Source organism: Pseudomonas sp. Marseille-QA0892, assembly GCF_054950135.1.
This window is the reverse complement of sequence record NZ_CM143104.1, coordinates 1,127,142-1,144,581: the sequence shown is the minus strand read 5'-3', so window position 1 is coordinate 1,144,581 and position 17,440 is coordinate 1,127,142. Positions and strand designations below refer to the sequence as shown.

28 protein-coding genes are annotated in these 17,440 nt (G+C 58.0%); 24 read left to right on the top strand and 4 right to left on the bottom strand.

Annotation, left to right across the window (positions count from 1 at the left end):
* Positions 1-6: 6 nt before the first annotated feature.
* Positions 7-231: a YdaS family helix-turn-helix protein gene (locus ACY8D3_RS05230; RefSeq protein WP_462382247.1), complete on the bottom strand. Its 225-nt coding sequence runs from the start codon at positions 229-231 to the stop codon at positions 7-9.
* A 105-nt stretch (positions 232-336) separates the two neighbouring features.
* On the opposite strand from ACY8D3_RS05230, the gene ACY8D3_RS05225 reads away from it, so the two are divergent.
* From ACY8D3_RS05225 to ACY8D3_RS05160, 14 genes are all read left to right on the top strand, one after another.
* Entirely contained in the window at positions 337-1,050 is a 714-nt protein-coding gene (locus ACY8D3_RS05225) for an XRE family transcriptional regulator (protein ID WP_462382245.1), read from the top strand.
* Between the two features lie 63 nt (positions 1,051-1,113).
* Positions 1,114-1,617: a hypothetical protein gene (locus tag ACY8D3_RS05220; RefSeq protein WP_462382243.1), complete on the top strand. Its 504-nt coding sequence runs from the start codon at positions 1,114-1,116 to the stop codon at positions 1,615-1,617.
* Positions 1,614-2,372 (top strand): DUF1828 domain-containing protein, encoded by a 759-nt coding sequence (locus tag ACY8D3_RS05215; RefSeq protein WP_462382241.1) that lies wholly within the window; start codon positions 1,614-1,616, stop codon positions 2,370-2,372. The genes ACY8D3_RS05220 and ACY8D3_RS05215 overlap by 4 nt, the downstream gene beginning before the upstream one ends.
* 641 nt (positions 2,373-3,013) lie before the next feature.
* Entirely contained in the window at positions 3,014-3,202 is a 189-nt protein-coding gene (locus ACY8D3_RS05210) for a hypothetical protein (protein WP_462382239.1), read from the top strand.
* Positions 3,203-3,207: 5 nt separating this feature from the next.
* Positions 3,208-3,483 carry a hypothetical protein gene (locus tag ACY8D3_RS05205; RefSeq protein ID WP_462382238.1) on the top strand — a complete coding sequence of 92 codons (276 nt, stop codon included), beginning with the start codon at positions 3,208-3,210 and terminating at the stop codon, positions 3,481-3,483.
* A gap of 484 nt (positions 3,484-3,967) precedes the next feature.
* A complete protein-coding gene (locus ACY8D3_RS05200; protein ID WP_462382236.1) occupies positions 3,968-4,336 on the top strand; it encodes a hypothetical protein in 369 nt (122 codons plus the stop codon).
* A gap of 178 nt (positions 4,337-4,514) precedes the next feature.
* Complete coding sequence (locus tag ACY8D3_RS05195) at positions 4,515-4,649, top strand: hypothetical protein (protein ID WP_462382234.1); 135 nt, start codon at positions 4,515-4,517, stop codon at positions 4,647-4,649.
* Positions 4,646-4,963 (top strand): DUF551 domain-containing protein, encoded by a 318-nt coding sequence (locus ACY8D3_RS05190; RefSeq protein ID WP_462382232.1) that lies wholly within the window; start codon positions 4,646-4,648, stop codon positions 4,961-4,963. Before ACY8D3_RS05195 ends, ACY8D3_RS05190 begins: the two co-directional genes overlap by 4 nt.
* On the top strand, positions 4,951-5,130 hold the full coding sequence (locus ACY8D3_RS05185; RefSeq protein ID WP_462382230.1) for a hypothetical protein: 180 nt from the start codon (positions 4,951-4,953) through the stop codon (positions 5,128-5,130). The genes ACY8D3_RS05190 and ACY8D3_RS05185 overlap by 13 nt, the downstream gene beginning before the upstream one ends.
* Before the next feature lie 33 nt (positions 5,131-5,163).
* The gene (locus ACY8D3_RS05180; RefSeq protein WP_462382229.1) at positions 5,164-5,307 is read left to right on the top strand and encodes a hypothetical protein; all 144 of its coding nucleotides are present in this window, start codon (positions 5,164-5,166) and stop codon (positions 5,305-5,307) included.
* Positions 5,308-5,313: 6 nt separating this feature from the next.
* Complete coding sequence (locus ACY8D3_RS05175) at positions 5,314-5,964, top strand: ATP-binding protein (protein ID WP_462382228.1); 651 nt, start codon at positions 5,314-5,316, stop codon at positions 5,962-5,964.
* Positions 5,961-6,569: a hypothetical protein gene (locus tag ACY8D3_RS05170; protein ID WP_462382226.1), complete on the top strand. Its 609-nt coding sequence runs from the start codon at positions 5,961-5,963 to the stop codon at positions 6,567-6,569. The genes ACY8D3_RS05175 and ACY8D3_RS05170 overlap by 4 nt, the downstream gene beginning before the upstream one ends.
* Positions 6,529-7,239, top strand: a complete 711-nt coding sequence (locus ACY8D3_RS05165; protein ID WP_462382224.1) for a hypothetical protein — start codon at positions 6,529-6,531, stop codon at positions 7,237-7,239. The genes ACY8D3_RS05170 and ACY8D3_RS05165 overlap by 41 nt, the downstream gene beginning before the upstream one ends.
* Positions 7,240-7,282: 43 nt before the next feature.
* The gene (locus tag ACY8D3_RS05160; RefSeq protein WP_462382222.1) at positions 7,283-7,783 is read left to right on the top strand and encodes a siphovirus Gp157 family protein; all 501 of its coding nucleotides are present in this window, start codon (positions 7,283-7,285) and stop codon (positions 7,781-7,783) included.
* 187 nt (positions 7,784-7,970) lie between these two features.
* On the opposite strand, the gene ACY8D3_RS05155 is transcribed toward ACY8D3_RS05160, so the two are convergent.
* Positions 7,971-8,165: a hypothetical protein gene (locus tag ACY8D3_RS05155; protein WP_462382220.1), complete on the bottom strand. Its 195-nt coding sequence runs from the start codon at positions 8,163-8,165 to the stop codon at positions 7,971-7,973.
* Between the two features lie 175 nt (positions 8,166-8,340).
* Between ACY8D3_RS05155 and ACY8D3_RS05150 the strand changes: the two genes are divergently transcribed.
* From ACY8D3_RS05150 to fdxA, 10 genes are all read left to right on the top strand, one after another.
* On the top strand, positions 8,341-8,862 hold the full coding sequence (locus ACY8D3_RS05150) for an HNH endonuclease (protein ID WP_462382218.1): 522 nt from the start codon (positions 8,341-8,343) through the stop codon (positions 8,860-8,862).
* A 98-nt stretch (positions 8,863-8,960) separates the two neighbouring features.
* Positions 8,961-9,455: a DNA N-6-adenine-methyltransferase gene (locus ACY8D3_RS05145; RefSeq protein WP_462384252.1), complete on the top strand. Its 495-nt coding sequence runs from the start codon at positions 8,961-8,963 to the stop codon at positions 9,453-9,455.
* A gap of 35 nt (positions 9,456-9,490) precedes the next feature.
* On the top strand, positions 9,491-9,667 hold the full coding sequence (locus ACY8D3_RS05140; protein ID WP_462382216.1) for a hypothetical protein: 177 nt from the start codon (positions 9,491-9,493) through the stop codon (positions 9,665-9,667).
* 94 nt (positions 9,668-9,761) lie between these two features.
* Positions 9,762-10,262: a hypothetical protein gene (locus ACY8D3_RS05135; protein WP_462382214.1), complete on the top strand. Its 501-nt coding sequence runs from the start codon at positions 9,762-9,764 to the stop codon at positions 10,260-10,262.
* A complete protein-coding gene (locus tag ACY8D3_RS05130) occupies positions 10,259-10,690 on the top strand; it encodes a hypothetical protein (RefSeq protein WP_462382212.1) in 432 nt (143 codons plus the stop codon). Before ACY8D3_RS05135 ends, ACY8D3_RS05130 begins: the two co-directional genes overlap by 4 nt.
* Positions 10,683-10,982, top strand: coding sequence for a hypothetical protein (locus ACY8D3_RS05125; protein ID WP_462382210.1), 300 nt, complete (start codon positions 10,683-10,685; stop codon positions 10,980-10,982). The genes ACY8D3_RS05130 and ACY8D3_RS05125 overlap by 8 nt, the downstream gene beginning before the upstream one ends.
* A gap of 61 nt (positions 10,983-11,043) precedes the next feature.
* Entirely contained in the window at positions 11,044-11,244 is a 201-nt protein-coding gene (locus ACY8D3_RS05120) for a DUF4224 domain-containing protein (protein ID WP_462382208.1), read from the top strand.
* Between the two features lie 12 nt (positions 11,245-11,256).
* Positions 11,257-12,234, top strand: coding sequence for a tyrosine-type recombinase/integrase (locus tag ACY8D3_RS05115; RefSeq protein ID WP_462382206.1), 978 nt, complete (start codon positions 11,257-11,259; stop codon positions 12,232-12,234).
* Between the two features lie 32 nt (positions 12,235-12,266).
* Entirely contained in the window at positions 12,267-14,852 is a 2,586-nt protein-coding gene (mutS, locus tag ACY8D3_RS05110; protein WP_462382204.1) for a DNA mismatch repair protein MutS, read from the top strand.
* Positions 14,853-14,984: 132 nt separating this feature from the next.
* Positions 14,985-15,308, top strand: a complete 324-nt coding sequence (gene fdxA, locus ACY8D3_RS05105; RefSeq protein ID WP_462382202.1) for a ferredoxin FdxA — start codon at positions 14,985-14,987, stop codon at positions 15,306-15,308.
* Between the two features lie 149 nt (positions 15,309-15,457).
* Here the strand turns inward: fdxA and rpoS are convergent, their stop codons facing one another.
* Together rpoS and ACY8D3_RS05095 are read right to left on the bottom strand one after the other, a co-directional pair.
* Positions 15,458-16,441, bottom strand: coding sequence for an RNA polymerase sigma factor RpoS (rpoS, locus tag ACY8D3_RS05100; protein ID WP_462382200.1), 984 nt, complete (start codon positions 16,439-16,441; stop codon positions 15,458-15,460).
* A 103-nt stretch (positions 16,442-16,544) separates the two neighbouring features.
* Positions 16,545-17,393 (bottom strand): peptidoglycan DD-metalloendopeptidase family protein, encoded by an 849-nt coding sequence (locus ACY8D3_RS05095; protein WP_462384251.1) that lies wholly within the window; start codon positions 17,391-17,393, stop codon positions 16,545-16,547.
* Positions 17,394-17,440 lie beyond the last annotated feature (47 nt).

The following is a 17,440-nucleotide window of genomic DNA, read 5'->3' as shown; positions in this document are numbered from 1 at the left end:
CTCGGATTAAGCGGCTTTCGTCTTTGGTGATGGCTCGACCGGGTACAGGTCGGGGCGCAGTTCGTGGCGAGATATCCCGCTCGCAGACTCAATCTGCAGAACTCGCTCCGCCGGGATTCTTCCGGTTGCGCACATGCGCTGAACAGCCTGCGGCGTGCATCCAAGCGCACGAGCAAGCGCGGACTGTCCGCCAGCTGCGTTAGCAGCCTTGATTGCAGGGTTTTCGTTCATGGCACGGCCTCGGTCTTAGTTACAACGCAAAGTTACAGCCAGCAAATGGAAATTACAAGCGAGAATTGCAATGCCAGCTACAACGGTTGCTTGTACCCTTTTTCAATGAGCGAAATTGACAAGCGAATTGCCCGCGCGCGAACGGCCCGGGGACTCAACCAATCCGAACTGGCGCGCGCACTTGGCGTGACTCCTCAGTCCGTACAGGCGTGGGAGTCAGGCAAAAACGTTCCACGAAATCCGAAGCTTCGCGCTATCGCATCTGCGTTAGGGGTTTCGCTCGGGTACTTGATGGGCGAGGAAGACTCCATCCCTGATCTCATGCCGGAATCCGAAGCCTCAATGCTCGGCCCGATATCTGCCTGGGATGACGACACCGAACTGGATGACGACGAGGTAGCGATTCCGCTGCTTAAGGACGTGAGAGTGGCCGCAGGAACTGGCCGAATTGCGGAGGACTTCGACTCCGGCAAGAAGATTCGAATGGGGAAGTACACCCTCCGCAACCAGGGCGTTCAGTTCGACAAGGCGGTGTGCGTGACCGTCCATGGGAACAGCATGGAGCCTGCCCTACCGGAGGGCAGCACGGTGGGCGTCAACCTGGGCAATACCGTAGTCAAGGACGGCAAGGTGTACGTCATCAAGCATGACGGCGAGCTACGCGTTAAGCAGCTCTACCGCCTGCCAGGCGACGGCCTCCGCCTGCGCAGCTTCAACCGAGTCGAGCATGACGACGAGGACTACACCGTCCAGGACATGATCGATAAGGGCATCAGTGTCGTCGGCAAGGTGTTTTGGTCTTCGGTACTCTGGGACTAGCTGCGCCATGGTGGCACCGAAGGTCAGGGGTTTAGAACCCGATGCGGTCAAAGGAGCGACTGGTTGATCCCGTACAGTGAGGCGATTGAAGGAATAGATGCGAGCAAGCGCTGGCTGGGGCCCGACCGCATCGAATGGGTGATGACTTCGGTGCATCGCTGGCCGTCAACCTATAAGTTTCGCGCAGCGCTTCAAGTTGGCGAGCGAACAATCGAAGGAATGTTTGCACAGCTTGAGTACAAGGCGGGCAAGCTGGATGGAGCACCCGAGCGGCTGTACTTTGGGCTATTCGTGCAAAGCTCACGCTCTTTCGCGGTTGATGACGGCGGGTTCACTCGCCACCGCAATAAGGTGGGCCGAGGAATGCCCTTCTACCAACAAACGATCGGCCATCCGCATATGCACGTTCCGGTGCTGGAGGCCTCATATGGCTATGCTGAGCCGCTGGATCGTCAACCCGCCGAGCAGCTCTGGCAGCTATTCCTTAAGCGTGCCAATATTCTCGACGCACCCAACCTAAATCTTCCTGATGAGATAGGCCAAGACGGCCAGCTGAGGCTGATATGAATTGCGTGGAGCTTGGGAACGCACTCGCTCTCACCTGCGTTCCGGTTAATGACGGTCTGGTCTACATGGAAAGCCATGTAACAGTACCTTATGACGGAAACCTAATAGGCGCCTATGTCGAAGACATAGGGCGGGGGCGCGTGCGAATTTCTGATAATGCCGACACGCTCTTTCATGCGATGACCGTTGGTATTCAGCCAACAGCCGCGCGGGGCCGTCGCCTAGCCACCATCGCCGCAGATAACCATGTGCAGCTCTCAGACGATGGCGAGCTTTTTGTTGCTTGCGATGAGCAGGACGCGCCTTTCTACCTAACACAGATGATCGATGCGGCTGCAGCCATCAGTTACGCCTGCGGGCAGTGGCAGGCTGCCGGCGAATCCCGTTTCGAAAGGATAGTTTCAACAGCACTAAAGCAGGCGTTCCCTGGAAAGGTTAAGCGCAACTTCACCCTGACCGGAGCGAGCGGGCATCAGCTCAAGTTCCCATTTGCTCTGGGTGTAGATACCGCCGATGTCCAGGTTGTGCAGACCATCAGCGCGACAGCGGATGCACCGCACTGGCCTTCGGTCTATCAGGCGCTGGGCAAGATGATCGACATCAAAAACGCAATACCAGGTATCCGTAGGACGGTTGTGCTCGAGCAGGCTCAGGCTAACGAGATATCCAAGGCCGCTTCCGCACTTGCTGAGTGCGCATCGGTCGTTATCTTCAGCACGCCTGCTCGCCTGACAGAGGCATTGCAAGCCGCGTAGCGGACTTCGCGAAGCTAATCCAAGCCCCGCACCAAGCGGGGTTTTTTGTATCCGCTTAACCCCTCTATTCCGCGCCCTCCAGCCAATGTACGAGCCTAGGCCCGGCCTAGCACCCTACAAGCCGGGCTGATTCCTGATTCCTGATTCCTGATTCCTGATTCCTGATTCCTGATTCCTGATTCCTGATTCCTGATTCCTGATTCCTGATTCCTGATTCCTGATTCCTGATTCCCTCAAAAGGGCCTCGGCGGTGCCTCGGTGCGCGGATTGAAATTTCTTCGAAGAAAATTACAACTTTCACTTGCAGGCTACAATTTTGGGTTGTAGAGTTCACTCCATCGAAGCGAGACACGCTTCAGGCCCTGAAAAGCCACCGCTCTTTACAACCGCCAAGATCCTCCCGAGGGAATCCCGGTCAGCCGGTACACATGGGAGCAAAACATTCCCTCCCGAGCTGGTACGTGATGACCAGCCGTTGGAGCACATGCCACCAACGCGAAGCAGGCTAGCAGCTGCCTACCGCCAGTAGCGGACAGCAGCCATCAGCATCGAGGGCTGAGCGCACGAAGCCTGCGGAGATAAGCGATTCACTGAAGCACCTTGGCGACAGGGTGCTTTGGGAATTTCAAGAGGGTAAGGACATGGCGAACTCTTTTGCAGAGCGACTGCAACGTCTGGTCGACAAGGATGGCAGGGTGGTGATCAACACGATGTTTCGCACGTATGACTGGCAGGACCGCACGACCTGGCCGGCGCCTGACCCAGTTGAACGTCGCATGGCTCAGTTCAGGGTCATGCGGAAAGTTGATGAAGCATTGGTTATTGGGTGAGTGAGATGAGCAAGCAGGTGAAGCGGTACGGGATGTGCGGATTTGAGTCCGGCATCGTTGAGATGAAAGACGGCCCATTCGTTGACGCGGATGACTACGACGCCCTTCTAGCTGAGCGGGATGCGCTGAAGAAGGATGCCGAGCGGCTGGATCGACTGGACCTCGAAAGCGAAGCTTATGGCTTCGAAGGTATCCATGAGGGTAACCGCTGGATGATAGATGGCCCGTACAAGACTGTTCGCGATGCCATCGACGCCGCCATGCAAGGAGTGCAGCCATGACCGACAAGCACTGGATATGGGTAGCCATCGTATCGGTCGTGATGCTGCTACATCTTGATCGCCAGCCTGTGAGAAGGCAGGAGGCGCCGTGTCGTCCGGCAAATGGGCGAGCGGTGCCGATGCGGGCCGGGCAGGTTCAACGGTTTGTGTTCTAACGAGTGGCTGGCGTAACCAGCCGACATCAGAAAAGCCGCTTGAGGACAGATAGCGAGGCCTGCGGAAAGCAGGTGGCTTTTCGATGTGGGTGAATGCGTAGACCGATACGCGAAGCGAACAGGTGACCGGGTTCCTAGGCCGGGTGAACTGGATCGTGGCATGTGTAGTTCACCGGTAGAACGGGGCGGTAAAACGTCTGCGTTGCGGGTTCGACTCCCGCCCATGAAGCCTGAGATCGGTACAGGCCGCCCACATCACCCCCCCCTTATCCCCGAACCCTACCGGATTCCAGCAATCACGGAAGGGTTTGCCATGCCTGGAGAAAGCCATGTTCTTCGACCAGTTACAGCACAAGCTTGAAGAGGTAGTCCACGCGCAGATCGATGAGCGCGACGAGGACACCTGTAAAGCCTACGCCGAGCACGCGGCCCAGTGGCTCGACTCTGGCGCAGGGTTCGACCTCTGCCACGCCTACCTGATGATCGACCACAAGCAGTGGCCGCAGCTGATGGCAACCATATCCCGCGTATCGCCAGAGCTTGCCAACGGCCTTGACCGTCTGGCTGACGTAGTGAGCTACCACCGTGCCGAGTTCATGGAAGAGGAAGCCAAGCGTCGAGCCGCAAACATACGAAGCCAGCGCCAAGCACTGGCTGAATTCAATCACGAAATGGACGCCGCACGGAGGCGAGCATGATTTACGACGTTGAGATGGAGTGGCCTCGGTCCTCTCGCCAGCCTGCATACGCGATACAGGTCGAAGCACAGAGCCAGACCGAAGCAAAATTCATAGCCCGAATGGCAGCGCGCCAAGAAGGGTGGAAAGGCGAGCCAATCAATATCACCTGTCGGCACGCGGCATCGGAGCAAGTCGCATGACCAAACCCAAGGCTGATAGCCGAAACGACCTCATCAAGGCTTTGCAGCAGCAAGGCCTTTTTTATGTCCGCGATCTGCCAGGACACATGAAGGTGGTCAGGCAGGCGAAGGTGGTGGAGTTCAGGGTATGAGCCAGTGGATCAATGCGAACGATCAATTACCAGTCAGTGAGCGCACAGTGCTTGCCTACTACACCAATAGCCATGGGAAGGGGCGGCGAATTCGGGCTGAGTATATAGCGCCGAAAACCAAGGCCGCCGAAGACGGCTGGGATTGTGATTGCCCCGCTGACTACGACGAGGAAGCCGATCAAAGCTACTGGCCCGCAGGCTGGTATGAGTGCGTGGACAATTGGGGTGAGCTAACACATCTCTCGGTTGGCGAAGGCGATATTACTCATTGGATGCCACTGCCCGCTCCCCCGGAGGACGCATGCGAATCCTAAACCCTCCCCTCACCGACACCGAACTCAAAGCCCTTCGTGAGCGCACACAGCAGCGCGCTGAGCAAGCCGCTGTAGACATGGGAACGCTTTACTCCCTGCATCCGGTGCGCCAGACGTACCCCACTAACCCCCAGGCTTGGGAAGTTCGGAATCGTCACCAGTACTAACCCCACCAGCGCCGTTCTGGCGCGGAGATAGACATGAACTCTCCCGTATTAGCTGCCCAGCTCGACTGGATGCAGACCGGCGAGTTTCGCCCCGAGCAATTTACCGGCGACCAGCGTGAACAGTACGAAGCCGAAGCCGCCCGCATCCAGCGGCAGTGGGACAACCAAGAGAGGTAACACCCCATGAGCATTGCAACGTTGATCCTTGGGAGCTCAGGCAGTGGAAAATCGACCAGCTTGCGCAACCTCGACCCAGCCAAGACCCTCCTTATCCAGTGCATCAAGAAGCCGCTTCCGTTCCGCGCTACCGGCTGGAAGACCCGCAAGGACCTCAAGGATGAGGGCAATGTGATCCGCACGGACAACCCGGCGATGATCGAAAAGATCATGCGGGCCTCGCCCCACGAAATTATCGTGATCGATGACTACCAGGCCGTGATGGTCAACGAGCTGATGGGCCGCAGCACCGAAACCGGCTTCACCAAGTTCTCAGACATCGGCAAAAACGCTTGGAATATCTTCACTGCAGCTGGCGGCCTTGCCGATCATCGCCGCGTATACATCCTAGCTCACACGCAGACGGATGACTTCGGCAACGTGCGAATGAAGACCGTCGGCAAAATGGTTGACCAGACTCTGGTTCCGGAAGGCTATTTCACCATCGTGCTGCGCACCGAAGTGCGTGATGCGCAGTACTACTTCAGCACGCAAACTAACGGGCAGGACTGCTGCAAGAGTCCAATCGGCATGTTCGCAGACCGCCACATCGACAATGACTTGGCCCTCGTTGACGAGGCGATCACGAGCTTCTACGAACTGGAGGAGGTTGCGTGAGGCCGCTCGACCTCACAGGGCATCGCTTCGGGATGCTCGTCGCGCTTTCCCTACACAGCCGATTGAAGGGTCAGGCCGTATGGCTTTGCCGTTGCGACTGCGGAGTCGAGTCGAAAGCATTGCTCGGCAACCTGCGGCGAGGCCATACCACAAGCTGCGGCTGCCAGCGCTCCGTGGCCACCGCTCAGAACAAGACGCGGCACGCCATGCACGGCACGCCGACCTACAGGTCTTGGTCGTCAATGCTCACGCGCTGCATTAATCCGGCGAATCACAAGTTTGCTGACTATGGGGGTCGCGGGATCGCGGTCCATGAGACATGGAAGTCATTCGAGGGCTTCTATGCGGACATGGGCGAAAGACCATCCGGAACGACGCTTGGCCGCAAGGATAACGACGGCAACTACGAGCCAGGCAATTGCCGTTGGGAGTCAGCGAAGCAGCAAGGCCGCAACAAGCGCAACACGGCCAGCTTCGAGCATGACGGCATTACGGCAACCATCCCCGAACACTGCGAACGGCTAGGACTGAACCCTAGCACTGTTCGCACCCGCATTTACACGCTTGGCTGGCCTGTTGCGCAAGCCTTGGCGACACACGCCTAACCCCCAAGGAGAAACCATGTTTGCACTAGACCAAAACGCTGCCCGCGCCGCAGACAACAAGTCTGCGTTCATTGATGAGGCCGGCAAGTACATTGGCGCCTTCACTCGCGCCGAATACATGGAGAAGCAAGAGACCGGGTCGACCGGCATCGGCTTCACCTTTAAAAGCCGCGAAGGCGCTGAGGCTCAGCTCTACTTGAACCTGAGCTACCAGCACGGCACGAAGAACGACGGTGGGCACCAGTTGCTCAATGCCCTGATGGCCTGCCTATCCCTACGCAACGTAGGGGCACCGCAATTAATTGAAGTCGAGAAGTGGGACAAGGAGCTGAACCAGCGCGTTAAGACTCCGGTGTATGGCTTCCCTGAGCTGATGAACAAGGAAGTCGGCCTGCTGATTCAGATGGAGATCGAGAAGAAGAGCGAAAAAGGCATCCCGCGCCCGACGATCTTCGCGCCTTTCTCTGCTGAGTCAGAGAAGACCGCATCAGAAATCCTCGACCCGAAGAAGCCTGCCGCAGCCAAGCTGGAAAAAATGGTTCAGCAGGTCATGAACAAACCTTTGGTTGACCGGCGCCCACTGGGTCAGCAGTCGAATAGCTATGAAAGTCACAGTGGAAACAGCCAATCCGCCCCGCCTGCTGATTGGGATGATATTCCCTTCGATTGACCATCTTGGGCGCTTCGGCGCCCTTTCCTTTGGAGGCGTCATCATGAGCATGAGTCTTTACCACCTGACCGAACAATACCGCGGCGCGCTGGATCACCTGGCCGACGCCGACCTCCCCGAAGAAGTCGTCCGCGACACCCTGGAAGCACTTGAAGGTGAAGTCATCCAGAAGGGTCAGGCAGTAGCCGCGTTCGCCCTGAACCTGTCTGCCGAGATCGACAGCATCAAGGCCGTCGAGAAACGCATATCGGATCGCCGCAAGGCACTGGAGAAGCGTGAAGCAGGTTTGCGTGACTACCTGCGCAGCAACATGGAGCGCGCCGGAATCAGCGAAATCAAGGCGCTGGATGGCAGCTTCACGGCCAAGCTGCAGAAGGGTCGACCGTCAGTAGTCATCGACGATGAATCCTTGCTGCCCGAAGACAGCGACTTCGTGCGCTGGAAGAAGGAGCCGAACAAGACGGCGATTGCCGACGCGATCAAGGCAGGCCATGAGGTGCCCGGCGCCCGCCTTGAGACGAAACCGGCGCTGAAGCTGGGGTGAAACATGATCGATCAGCCCGCCATTGACGCCCGCCAGCAATGCCGAGCGTTTATCGACGCGAAGACAGCGGAGTTCGAGGCCAAACGCGGCCCCATCCAGACGCTACCCATCATGGGCGGCGATCGTAAGCACAAGTTCCGGATCAGCTGCCCTGAGCGAAAGGCTCAGGCGCATGCGAAGTCGGTGGCTACTCGAGCAAGTCGAGGTGTGTATGGCTAAAACCCAGCAGCAACGATCCGCCGATTGCGCTGACCGACGCAAGGCCCGCGGTGAAGAAGAGCTGCGGATGCGTACCCTGGCCGGTACCCGGCAATGCCTGGCAGACCTGATGCGATGGCACGGCATCGAGGAACAGGGCGAGGCGATGACGTTGATGCTTCATCACCTGCACGCCCTGGGCCCCGAGGGATCGGCGCCCTACTTTGCTCCGCCTGCACTCCACATTACGGCGTTAAGCAAATCCGTGGAGCGCAAATTTATTGAGAAAAGCCTGCTGATGATACGCCGAGATCCAGGCGACGAAATCGTCGAGCCAGACCCAATTTGGAGGAAAACAGATGGTGGCGAAGACAAGAGATCCATCAAGGCTAGTTACCCAATCTCAACTCAAGGAACGACTCTCTTACGACCCGCAGATAGGCGAATTCCGCTGGATAATCGCCCCGCCCAAAGCTGAAACGGGTGACGTAGCTGGTCGACCAAATTCAAATGGATATTTAGAGGTCTGGCTGCTTGGCAAGCGCTATCAGCTTCATCGCTTGGCTGTTCTTTACATGACTGGATCGCACCCCATCGATGAAGTCGACCACATCAATGGCGAAAGAACGAACAACTGCTGGGAAAATCTTCGGCAAGTAACCACACAGGAAAACTCCAAAAACAGGAAGCTGAGCAGCAGGAGTCGAAGCGGTGCGAACGGTGTTCGATACCACAAAGACACCGGCCGCTGGCATGCAAGCATCGGTGTAGACGGAAAGCTAGTACAGCTAGGCGCATTTCGTCTCAAGTTTGAGGCGAAACAGGCGCGCATCGCAGCAGAGGCAAAATACGGCTATCACCAAAACCACGGTAAAAGGTGATAGAGCCCGGCCAGGATCATCCTTGGTCAACCAGCCGGACCGCTCATAGACCCCTATCAATTCAATTCGTGCCGCAAGGCAGGGAGGCGCCTGTGAGTATGTCCGGGCACCAGTCGCCCAATATGGGTACAGATGAATGGCTGACACCGCCTGACATCTTGGCCAAGCTAGGCTGTTTCGATCTTGATCCGTGCTCACCCCATGAGTCTCGAAGACCTTGGCCTACTGCAGGCAAGCACTATTGCCTTGAAGACGATGGTCTTGCCAAGGAATGGCTAGGACGAGTCTGGATGAACCCTCCATTCGGTCGAGAGGCAGTGAAGTGGATGCGCAAGCTGGCATCCCACGGGAACGGCATCGCTTTGATACCAGCCCGAACCGAGACGGCCATGTTCTACGAGACTGTCTGGGGTGTCGCTGACGCTATCCTGTTCATTCAAGGTCGACCGCATTTCCATCGTGTTGATGGTTCGCGCGCCCCCTTCAATTCAGGCGCCCCCATTTGCCTGATCGCCTACGGCATCGCGAACGTAGCAGCCCTCGAAAGATCCGGCCTTGGCGCTGTAGTAGCTGTGCGCCGAAACGCCGCCTAACTCGCCTTCGCGCCACCCCGGCGCAGGAGTACCCCATGAAGTACGCCCACGAATATGCAATGGGCAAGAGGGCTGCTGAAGAGTCCTCCTGCCCGTTCCCCGTTACGCAAATTGGTAAGCGCTGCGCCTGGATGGCCGGGTTCCACGACAGTCGTGCGAACTGGGCGGTGATTCATCGCCAGCAGCGGATGGACAGAGGAATTCGGGCATGAACCTGATTCGCGACCTGCTGGGCCTCCTACTCATCTCGCTGTTCCTGATAGCCGTCTCCACCCCTCCCCTATATAACTTTTTATGGAGTTTCAAATGAGCGAACAAGAACAGTTCGAGCAATGGTTTGAGAACGATACGAAGGGGCTGGATAAGGCCAGCGCCAGGGCGGGATGGGTGGAGCGGATGGCGCAGGAAAGCGCTGAGCTGGAGCAGCTACGCGCAAAGCTCGTAGCGTATGAGAGCCAGGCCCCTGTTGCGTATGCCAACCCGCAGGCGTTCGTGAACTTCGATAAGGCGAGGCGTGAGGGTATCGAGGCTGGACCGCTGGCACGCGAATGGATGTGGGCAAGCCCTGGCAGCCTCCTAGCTCCGCTCTACGCCTCCGCCGCCCCTGCGCGGATCGTGATGCCTGAGCGACTGCCGTATGCACCATTTGCCGCGTGGATTGAGGCTAAAACTCATGATGCCAAGGAAAAAGCCCTGGTCTCACTGATCGATGCGCTGGACCAGTATTTCCATTCGGATGATTACCCTTCTCCGGATTGCGAAGCTGAACGACTCAACGCCGTGCAGCAGGAAGGGGGTGCGTCGTGACTGAACAACTCAAGTCCTGCCCGTTTTGCGGTGAACCAGCTCGCTCCGAGCCATCTTTTGCCAGTTGCCCGGACGAAGAATGCCCCGGCTGGATGGTTGTTGCCGATCACGCTGAGTGGAACCGCCGCACGGAGCAGGCCGCGACGGTGCCGGATGACCTGATCCGCGAAGTTTTTATGCGTAACGGGTTCACGATCAAGGAAGGCCAGACCGACCTGAAGCCGTATGTGTATGCGGCCGCTCGCGAGTTACTTTCGCATGTCGCCCCTCCCGCGCCTGCCGAGGCTAATCGACAGGATGAGCGTTTAGCGATGGTTCGTGTTCTTGAAGCGCAAATCTATAAGCCATCAGACATGGTCACCGGCACTATGAATTGGGCTGCTTACATCGCGAACGCCGCCCTGGCGAAAGGAGAAGGCAATGACTGACACCGTGAACGTGCCGCGTGAGTTGTTTAGTACCTTGATCTGGGCGGCTGAGAAGAGCGGACTCTGCTCGTCGAGAGAGCTTGCTAGCGGTCAAGCCCTACTCGCCGCCGACCAGCCCGCCGTGGAAGAGGTGGAGGTGGTTGGTACGCGGTACACCACAACTTCAGGCACCGGGCGGAAAATCAGCCTTGTCAGGCTGTCCAGAAAACCGCGTGATGGCTGGCAGTCGGAAGACCTCATGACCGTCCGTCAGCACGAATCAATCCTGGCCGCTGCCCTAGCCGCCAAGTAACCCCACCCCTACCCCAACCCTACCAAGCGTGCAGGCGCTGACCTGCGCGGAGGATTGACGCATGTTTCTGACAGCAGACGAGGTGGCCGACCTTACCGGCTACACGAAGCCCAGCGCGCAAATCAAATGGCTCGAAGCCGAGCGGTATGGTTTCGCGGTGGGCGGTGATGGCAAGCCAAAGGTGTTGCGCGAAATCGTTATCGCGCGACTTGGCGGGATGAAGACAGCAAAAGAGCCAAGGCTTAGACTGACCGGCTCCTGATAGGTGAGCGCGATGAGACCAAGGAAAACGGACCGGCACCTTCCTGCGTGTATGTACATGAAGCACGGCGCGTATTACTACGTGAAAAAGGGGAAATGGAAGTCCCTGGGGAAGGATTATCAAGATGCCCTACTGGCGTACGCCCGGATCACAAGCCAGGCAGAGCAAGGAGGAATGCCCGGCCTGATCGAGAAGGTGCTCGAGCACATGACACCCAACTGGGCGCCGAACACTGTGACCCAGTACCGGCAAGCCGCGGATCGGCTGAAGGAGATCTTCGCCGAGTTTGAGCCGCACCAAGTGATGCCGAAGCATGTCGCCGCGATCAAGATGGACATGGCGAAGACGCCGAGCATGGCGAACCGGGTGATCTCTTTCCTACGAGTAGTCTTCCAGCACGCGCTTGAGTGGCAGCTGGTGGAGTCGAACCCCTGCATTGGTGTTCGTCGGCACGTGGAATCGAAACGCGACAGGTACATGACCGACGCTGAATTCCAGGCGATCTTGAGTCATTGCAGCGAGTACATGCGATGCATATTTGAGATGTGCTACCTGACCGGGCAGCGCGTTGGCGATGTGCTCGCCATCAGACTGGCAGATATCACCGAGGAAGGGATTGCGTTCAAGCAGCAGAAGACAGGGGCGCGCCTGATCGTTGGAATGACCCCTGACATACAGGAGGTCATAGACCGCACCAAGGCACTGCCGAGGAAGGTGCGCGGGCTGACGTTGTTCTGCACAAGGGGCGGCGGCCGGCAAACGTCCTATTCAACCGTAAAGGATGCGTTCGCTGAGGCCAGAAAGGCGGCAGGCATTGAGGACGTTCGAATCCATGACCTGCGCGCGAAGTCACTGACCGACGCCAAAAAGCAAGGTAAGGATGCGCAGAAACTAGCAGGCCACACCGACGCCCGGATGACAGCGCGCTACATCCGTGACCGCCAAATCGACATAGCCCAAGCGCCTGATATGCCGAAACGTTCGGTGTAGTATTAGACAATTCCGAGATTTCAAAAAGACAGATGTCCAGAGAGCCCAGCAATTCCGACCTCTCAGCCCACACGCCAATGATGCAGCAATATTGGCGGCTGAAGAACCAGTATCCCGACCAGTTGATGTTCTATCGCATGGGCGACTTCTACGAGTTGTTCTATGAGGACGCAAAGAAAGCAGCGCGCCTGCTAGATATCACCCTCACCGCCCGCGGGCAGTCCGCCGGTTCCTCCATCCCGATGGCGGGCATTCCGTTTCACTCCGCCGAAGGCTATCTGGCACGACTGGTGAAGCTGGGTGAGTCCGTCGTCATCTGCGAGCAGATCGGCGACCCGGCGACCAACAAGGGCCCAGTCGAGCGGCAAGTGGTCCGCATCATTACCCCCGGTACGGTCAGCGATGAAGCGCTGCTCGATGAACGACGTGACAACCTGCTGGCCGCCGTCGTTGGGGATGAGCGCCGTTTCGGCCTGGCCGCCCTGGACATTACGAGCGGCCGCTTCAGTGTTCAGGAGATCGCAGGCTGGGAAAACCTCCTAGCTGAGCTTGAACGTCTGAATCCAGCTGAACTGCTGATCCCGGACGACTGGCCTCAGGGATTGCCGGCCGAAAAGCGCCGGGGCGCCCGACGTCGCGCCCCATGGGACTTCGATCGCGACAGCGCGCATAAGAGCCTCTGCCAGCAATTCGGAACACAGGACCTCAAAGGCTTTGGTTGTGAAGGCCTCAAACTCGCCATCGGCGCAGCGGGGTGCCTGCTGGCTTACGCGAAGGAAACACAGAGGACCGCCCTGCCCCACCTCCGCGGGCTGCGACATGAGCGGCTGGATGACACGGTCATCATGGACGCTGCGAGCCGTCGCAACCTCGAGCTCGACACCAATCTGGCAGGCGGCCGCGACAACACGCTGCAGTCGGTTATCGATCGCTGCCAGACGGCCATGGGGAGCCGGCTACTGACGCGCTGGCTCAACAGGCCGCTGCGGGACAAAGCGATACTGGAGGCTCGGCAAGACTCCATAACCTGCTTGCTCGAACACTATCGATTCGAACAGCTGCAGCCTCAGCTGAAGGATATCGGCGACGTCGAGCGTGTGCTTGCGCGCATCGGTCTGCGGAATGCAAGACCTCGAGACCTTGCACGCCTGCGCGACGGCCTCGCCGTATTGCCCGACCTGCAGGAAAACATGCGGGAACTGGTTGCGTCACATCTGGGCGAGCTGGCGACGAGCATCCGAACGTACCCGCATCTTGCGGACCTCTTGGCCAGAGCAATTGTCGACACCCCCCCTGCGGTCATTCGCGATGGTGGCGTATTGAAGGCCGGCTACGATCCCGAGCTCGATGAGCTGCTTTCGCTCAGTGAGAACGCGGGTCAGTTCCTGATGGACTTGGAAGCACGGGAACGCGCACGGACCGGCCTGTCGAACTTGAAAGTCGGCTATAACCGGATTCATGGCTATTTTATCGAGCTGCCACGCGTGCAGGCTGAGCAGGCGCCCGCCGATTACATCCGCCGCCAGACGCTGAAGGGCGCCGAGCGCTTCATTACACCAGAGCTCAAGGCATTCGAAGACAAGGCGCTGTCAGCGAAGAGTCGTGCGCTCGCCCGCGAAAAGCTGCTGTACGAACAGCTGCTGGAGACGTTGATCGGGGAGCTGGCGCCACTCCAGGAAACAGCAGCCGCATTGGCGGAACTCGACGTCCTATCCAACCTTGCCGAGCGCGCCCTGAACCTGGACCTCAACCGGCCACGTTTCGTGGAGGAGCCGTCCCTTACTATTGAGCAGGGCCGTCACCCAGTCGTTGAACAAGTACTCGACACGCCGTTCGTGGCAAACGATGTCCATCTCGATCAGAACACCCGGATGCTGGTTATCACTGGCCCGAACATGGGTGGCAAGTCGACGTACATGCGTCAGACAGCACTGATCACACTCATGGCGCACATCGGGAGTTTTGTACCGGCTGCGAAATGCGAGCTGTCTATGGTAGACAGGATCTTCACACGAATCGGCTCATCCGATGACCTGGCCGGTGGTCGTTCGACGTTCATGGTTGAAATGAGCGAAACTGCAAACATCCTGAACAACGCCACCGACCGTAGCCTGGTGCTTATGGATGAAGTGGGGCGAGGGACGAGTACCTTCGACGGCCTGTCCCTCGCTTGGTCCGCCGCCGAGCATCTGGCCCGGCTACGCGCCTGGACGCTCTTCGCTACGCACTACTTCGAACTCACCGTATTGCCTGAAAGTCAGCCTACAGTCGCCAACGTGCACTTGAACGCAACCGAGCACAACGAACGAATCGTCTTTCTTCACCACGTTCTGCCAGGCCCAGCAAGCCAAAGTTATGGGCTTGCGGTTGCTCAGCTAGCGGGTGTCCCGGGCTCGGTAATCGACCGGGCACGTGAGCACCTATCAAGGCTGGAAACGACAAGCCTGCCCCACGAGACGCCACGTGCAAAACCAGGGCAACCTGCGGCACCGATGCAAAGCGACCTGTTCGCCAGCCTGCCACATCCGGTACTCGAAGAACTCGAGCGTCTGGATCCGGACGACCTTACACCCCGTCAAGCAATGGATTTGTTATATGCATGGAAGCAGCGGATCTGACATCGTATGAAACAAGCTGCTAGAATCCCGCGCGCTTACGGATCGCCGGTCACAAAGCCTGAGCCGACGCGATCGTTTTCCGGTCGTATGTGCTGCGTAGACGGCCACCGACCGCTTGAGGAGAGAATCTGAATGACCTTCGTCGTCACCGACAACTGCATCAAGTGCAAATACACCGATTGCGTGGAAGTCTGCCCGGTAGACTGTTTCTACGAAGGCCCCAACTTTCTGGTGATCCATCCGGACGAGTGCATCGACTGTGCACTGTGTGAACCCGAGTGCCCGGCTCAAGCCATCTTCTCGGAAGACGAGGTGCCTGATGGCATGCAGAACTTCGTCGAGCTGAATGCCGAACTCGCTGAGGTGTGGCCGAACATCACCGAGCGCAAGGACCCCCTGCCAGATGCGGCGGACTGGGACGGTAAGAAGGATAAGCTCCAACACCTGGAGCGCTGATCGTTCGACATCTGTCGGTTCATGAAGAAGGGCAGCCAATGGCTGCCCTTCTTCGTTTCCAGTTCGATTCAGTGCTACCGAGGCGCCAGCTTGGTTTTCTAAACAAAGAAAAGGACGCGAATGGCGCCCTTTTTCATTTCAGCGGCTGCTTATTGGAACAGCGCGTCGCTCGAAAGTCCGTTTCGCTCCAATATCTCACGCAGGCGCTTGAGTGCCTCCACTTGGATCTGGCGGACACGCTCTCGTGTAAGGCTGATCTCCTGCCCTACTTCCTCCAGCGTACTGCTCTCATGCCCACGGAGGCCGAACCTACGCACGACGACCTCGCGCTGCTTTTCCGTTAATTCAGAAAGCCACTGGTCGATGCTTTGACTGAGGTCGTCATCCTGAAGCAACTCACATGGATCTGTCGGGCGATCATCAGTGAGAGTATCAAGAAGAGTTTTGTCCGAGTCGGGCCCGAGGAACACATCGACCGAGGTGACGCGCTCATTGAGACCCAGCATCCGCTTGACTTCGCTCACAGGCTTGTCTAACAGATTGGCAATCTCTTCCGGCGAAGGCTCATGATCGAGCTTCTGCGTCAACTCCCGTGCGGCACGCAGATAGACGTTTAGTTCTTTCACAACGTGAATGGGTAGGCGGATCGTTCGCGTCTGATTCATGATCGCGCGCTCGATAGTCTGCCGAATCCACCAGGTTGCGTAAGTCGAGAACCTGAAGCCGCGTTCTGGATCGAATTTCTCGACTGCCCTGATCAGGCCGAGATTGCCCTCTTCAATCAGATCGAGCAGAGACAGGCCACGGTTGACGTACCGGCGAGCGATCTTGACGACAAGCCGCAGGTTGCTCTCGATCATCCGCTTTCGCCCGGCGGGATCACCCTTCTGGGCAAGCCGTGCAAAATGGACCTCCTCCTCCGGCGTAAGCAACGGGGAGAAGCCGATCTCGTTGAGATAGAGCTGAGTAGCGTCAAGCACCCGATTGTGATCGGTATAGCGCGACGACTGGCTGGACCCTACGCCCGATGAACGCGCAGATGAGCGAGATTTTGACTCTGAAGCGCCGTTACGCTCAAGCAAAAACACATCATCGTCGATCTCAAAACTAGGCACTTCTTCTTCGAGAGCCATTGTTGTTGTCCCTTACCGAGTTCGACAACAAGTCTCGATGCTCCCGGACCACGAGGCACCGAAACCCCATAGCCCCTATGCGCGAATAGGAAATGCCAGCGGATCAACGACTGGGCAAGTACTGCAATGGATCGACGGGTTTACCCTGGCGGCGGATCTCGAAATGAAGTTTGACGCGATCGGCCCCTGTCGACCCCATCTCTGCGATGGTTTGCCCTACCTTGACCTGCTGCCCCTCCTTAACCAACAGACGCCGGTTATGCCCATAGGCGCTTACATATGTATCGCTGTGCTTGATGATCAGAAGCTCGCCATAGCCTCGGAGCCCGCTACCCGCGTAGACAACCGTACCATTAGCCGCAGCGAGGACAGGCTGTCCCAATTCACCTGCTATATCAATTCCTTTATTCAAACTCCCGTTTGAAGAGAATCGAGCGATCAAGGGGCCGCTCGCAGGCCATCCCCAGCCTGCTGAAGAGACCGCCACTTTCTGAACAGGTGTATTGGCTGGGACGTTAGGCGCAGGGCTTGGCGCAGGGGCCGGCGTTATAGGGGAAGAGGGGCGCGAGGGTTGCGCGGGTTGAGTCGATGGCGCTGGGCGTGCCACGACTACGGGCGTGTTCGAGATAGCAGGACGGCTCGTCGAAGGTGTACTCGCGGCGGTCGCCGCTGCGCTGGAGCCGAACCGAATCACCTGACCAGGATAGATGACGAAGGGCTGCGAGATCCTGTTATGAGCAGCCAAAGCGCGCCAATCCCACCCGAAGCGGAAGGCAATGGAATAGAGGGTATCACCCCGCTGGACACGGTACTGACCGCTGCGGACCGGCTCACGCGTGGGGCCATTGCGGTCAACGACCTGTACGCCGCCCGATGAGCTTGCGCACCCTGCCAGCGAAACACAAAGTAATACAGTGGCGATCAACCCCAGCCATCGCCCCATACTTCCCATGTGCTGGACGCTATAGCGAATCACTCGCCTCTCCTGTCATATCGTGC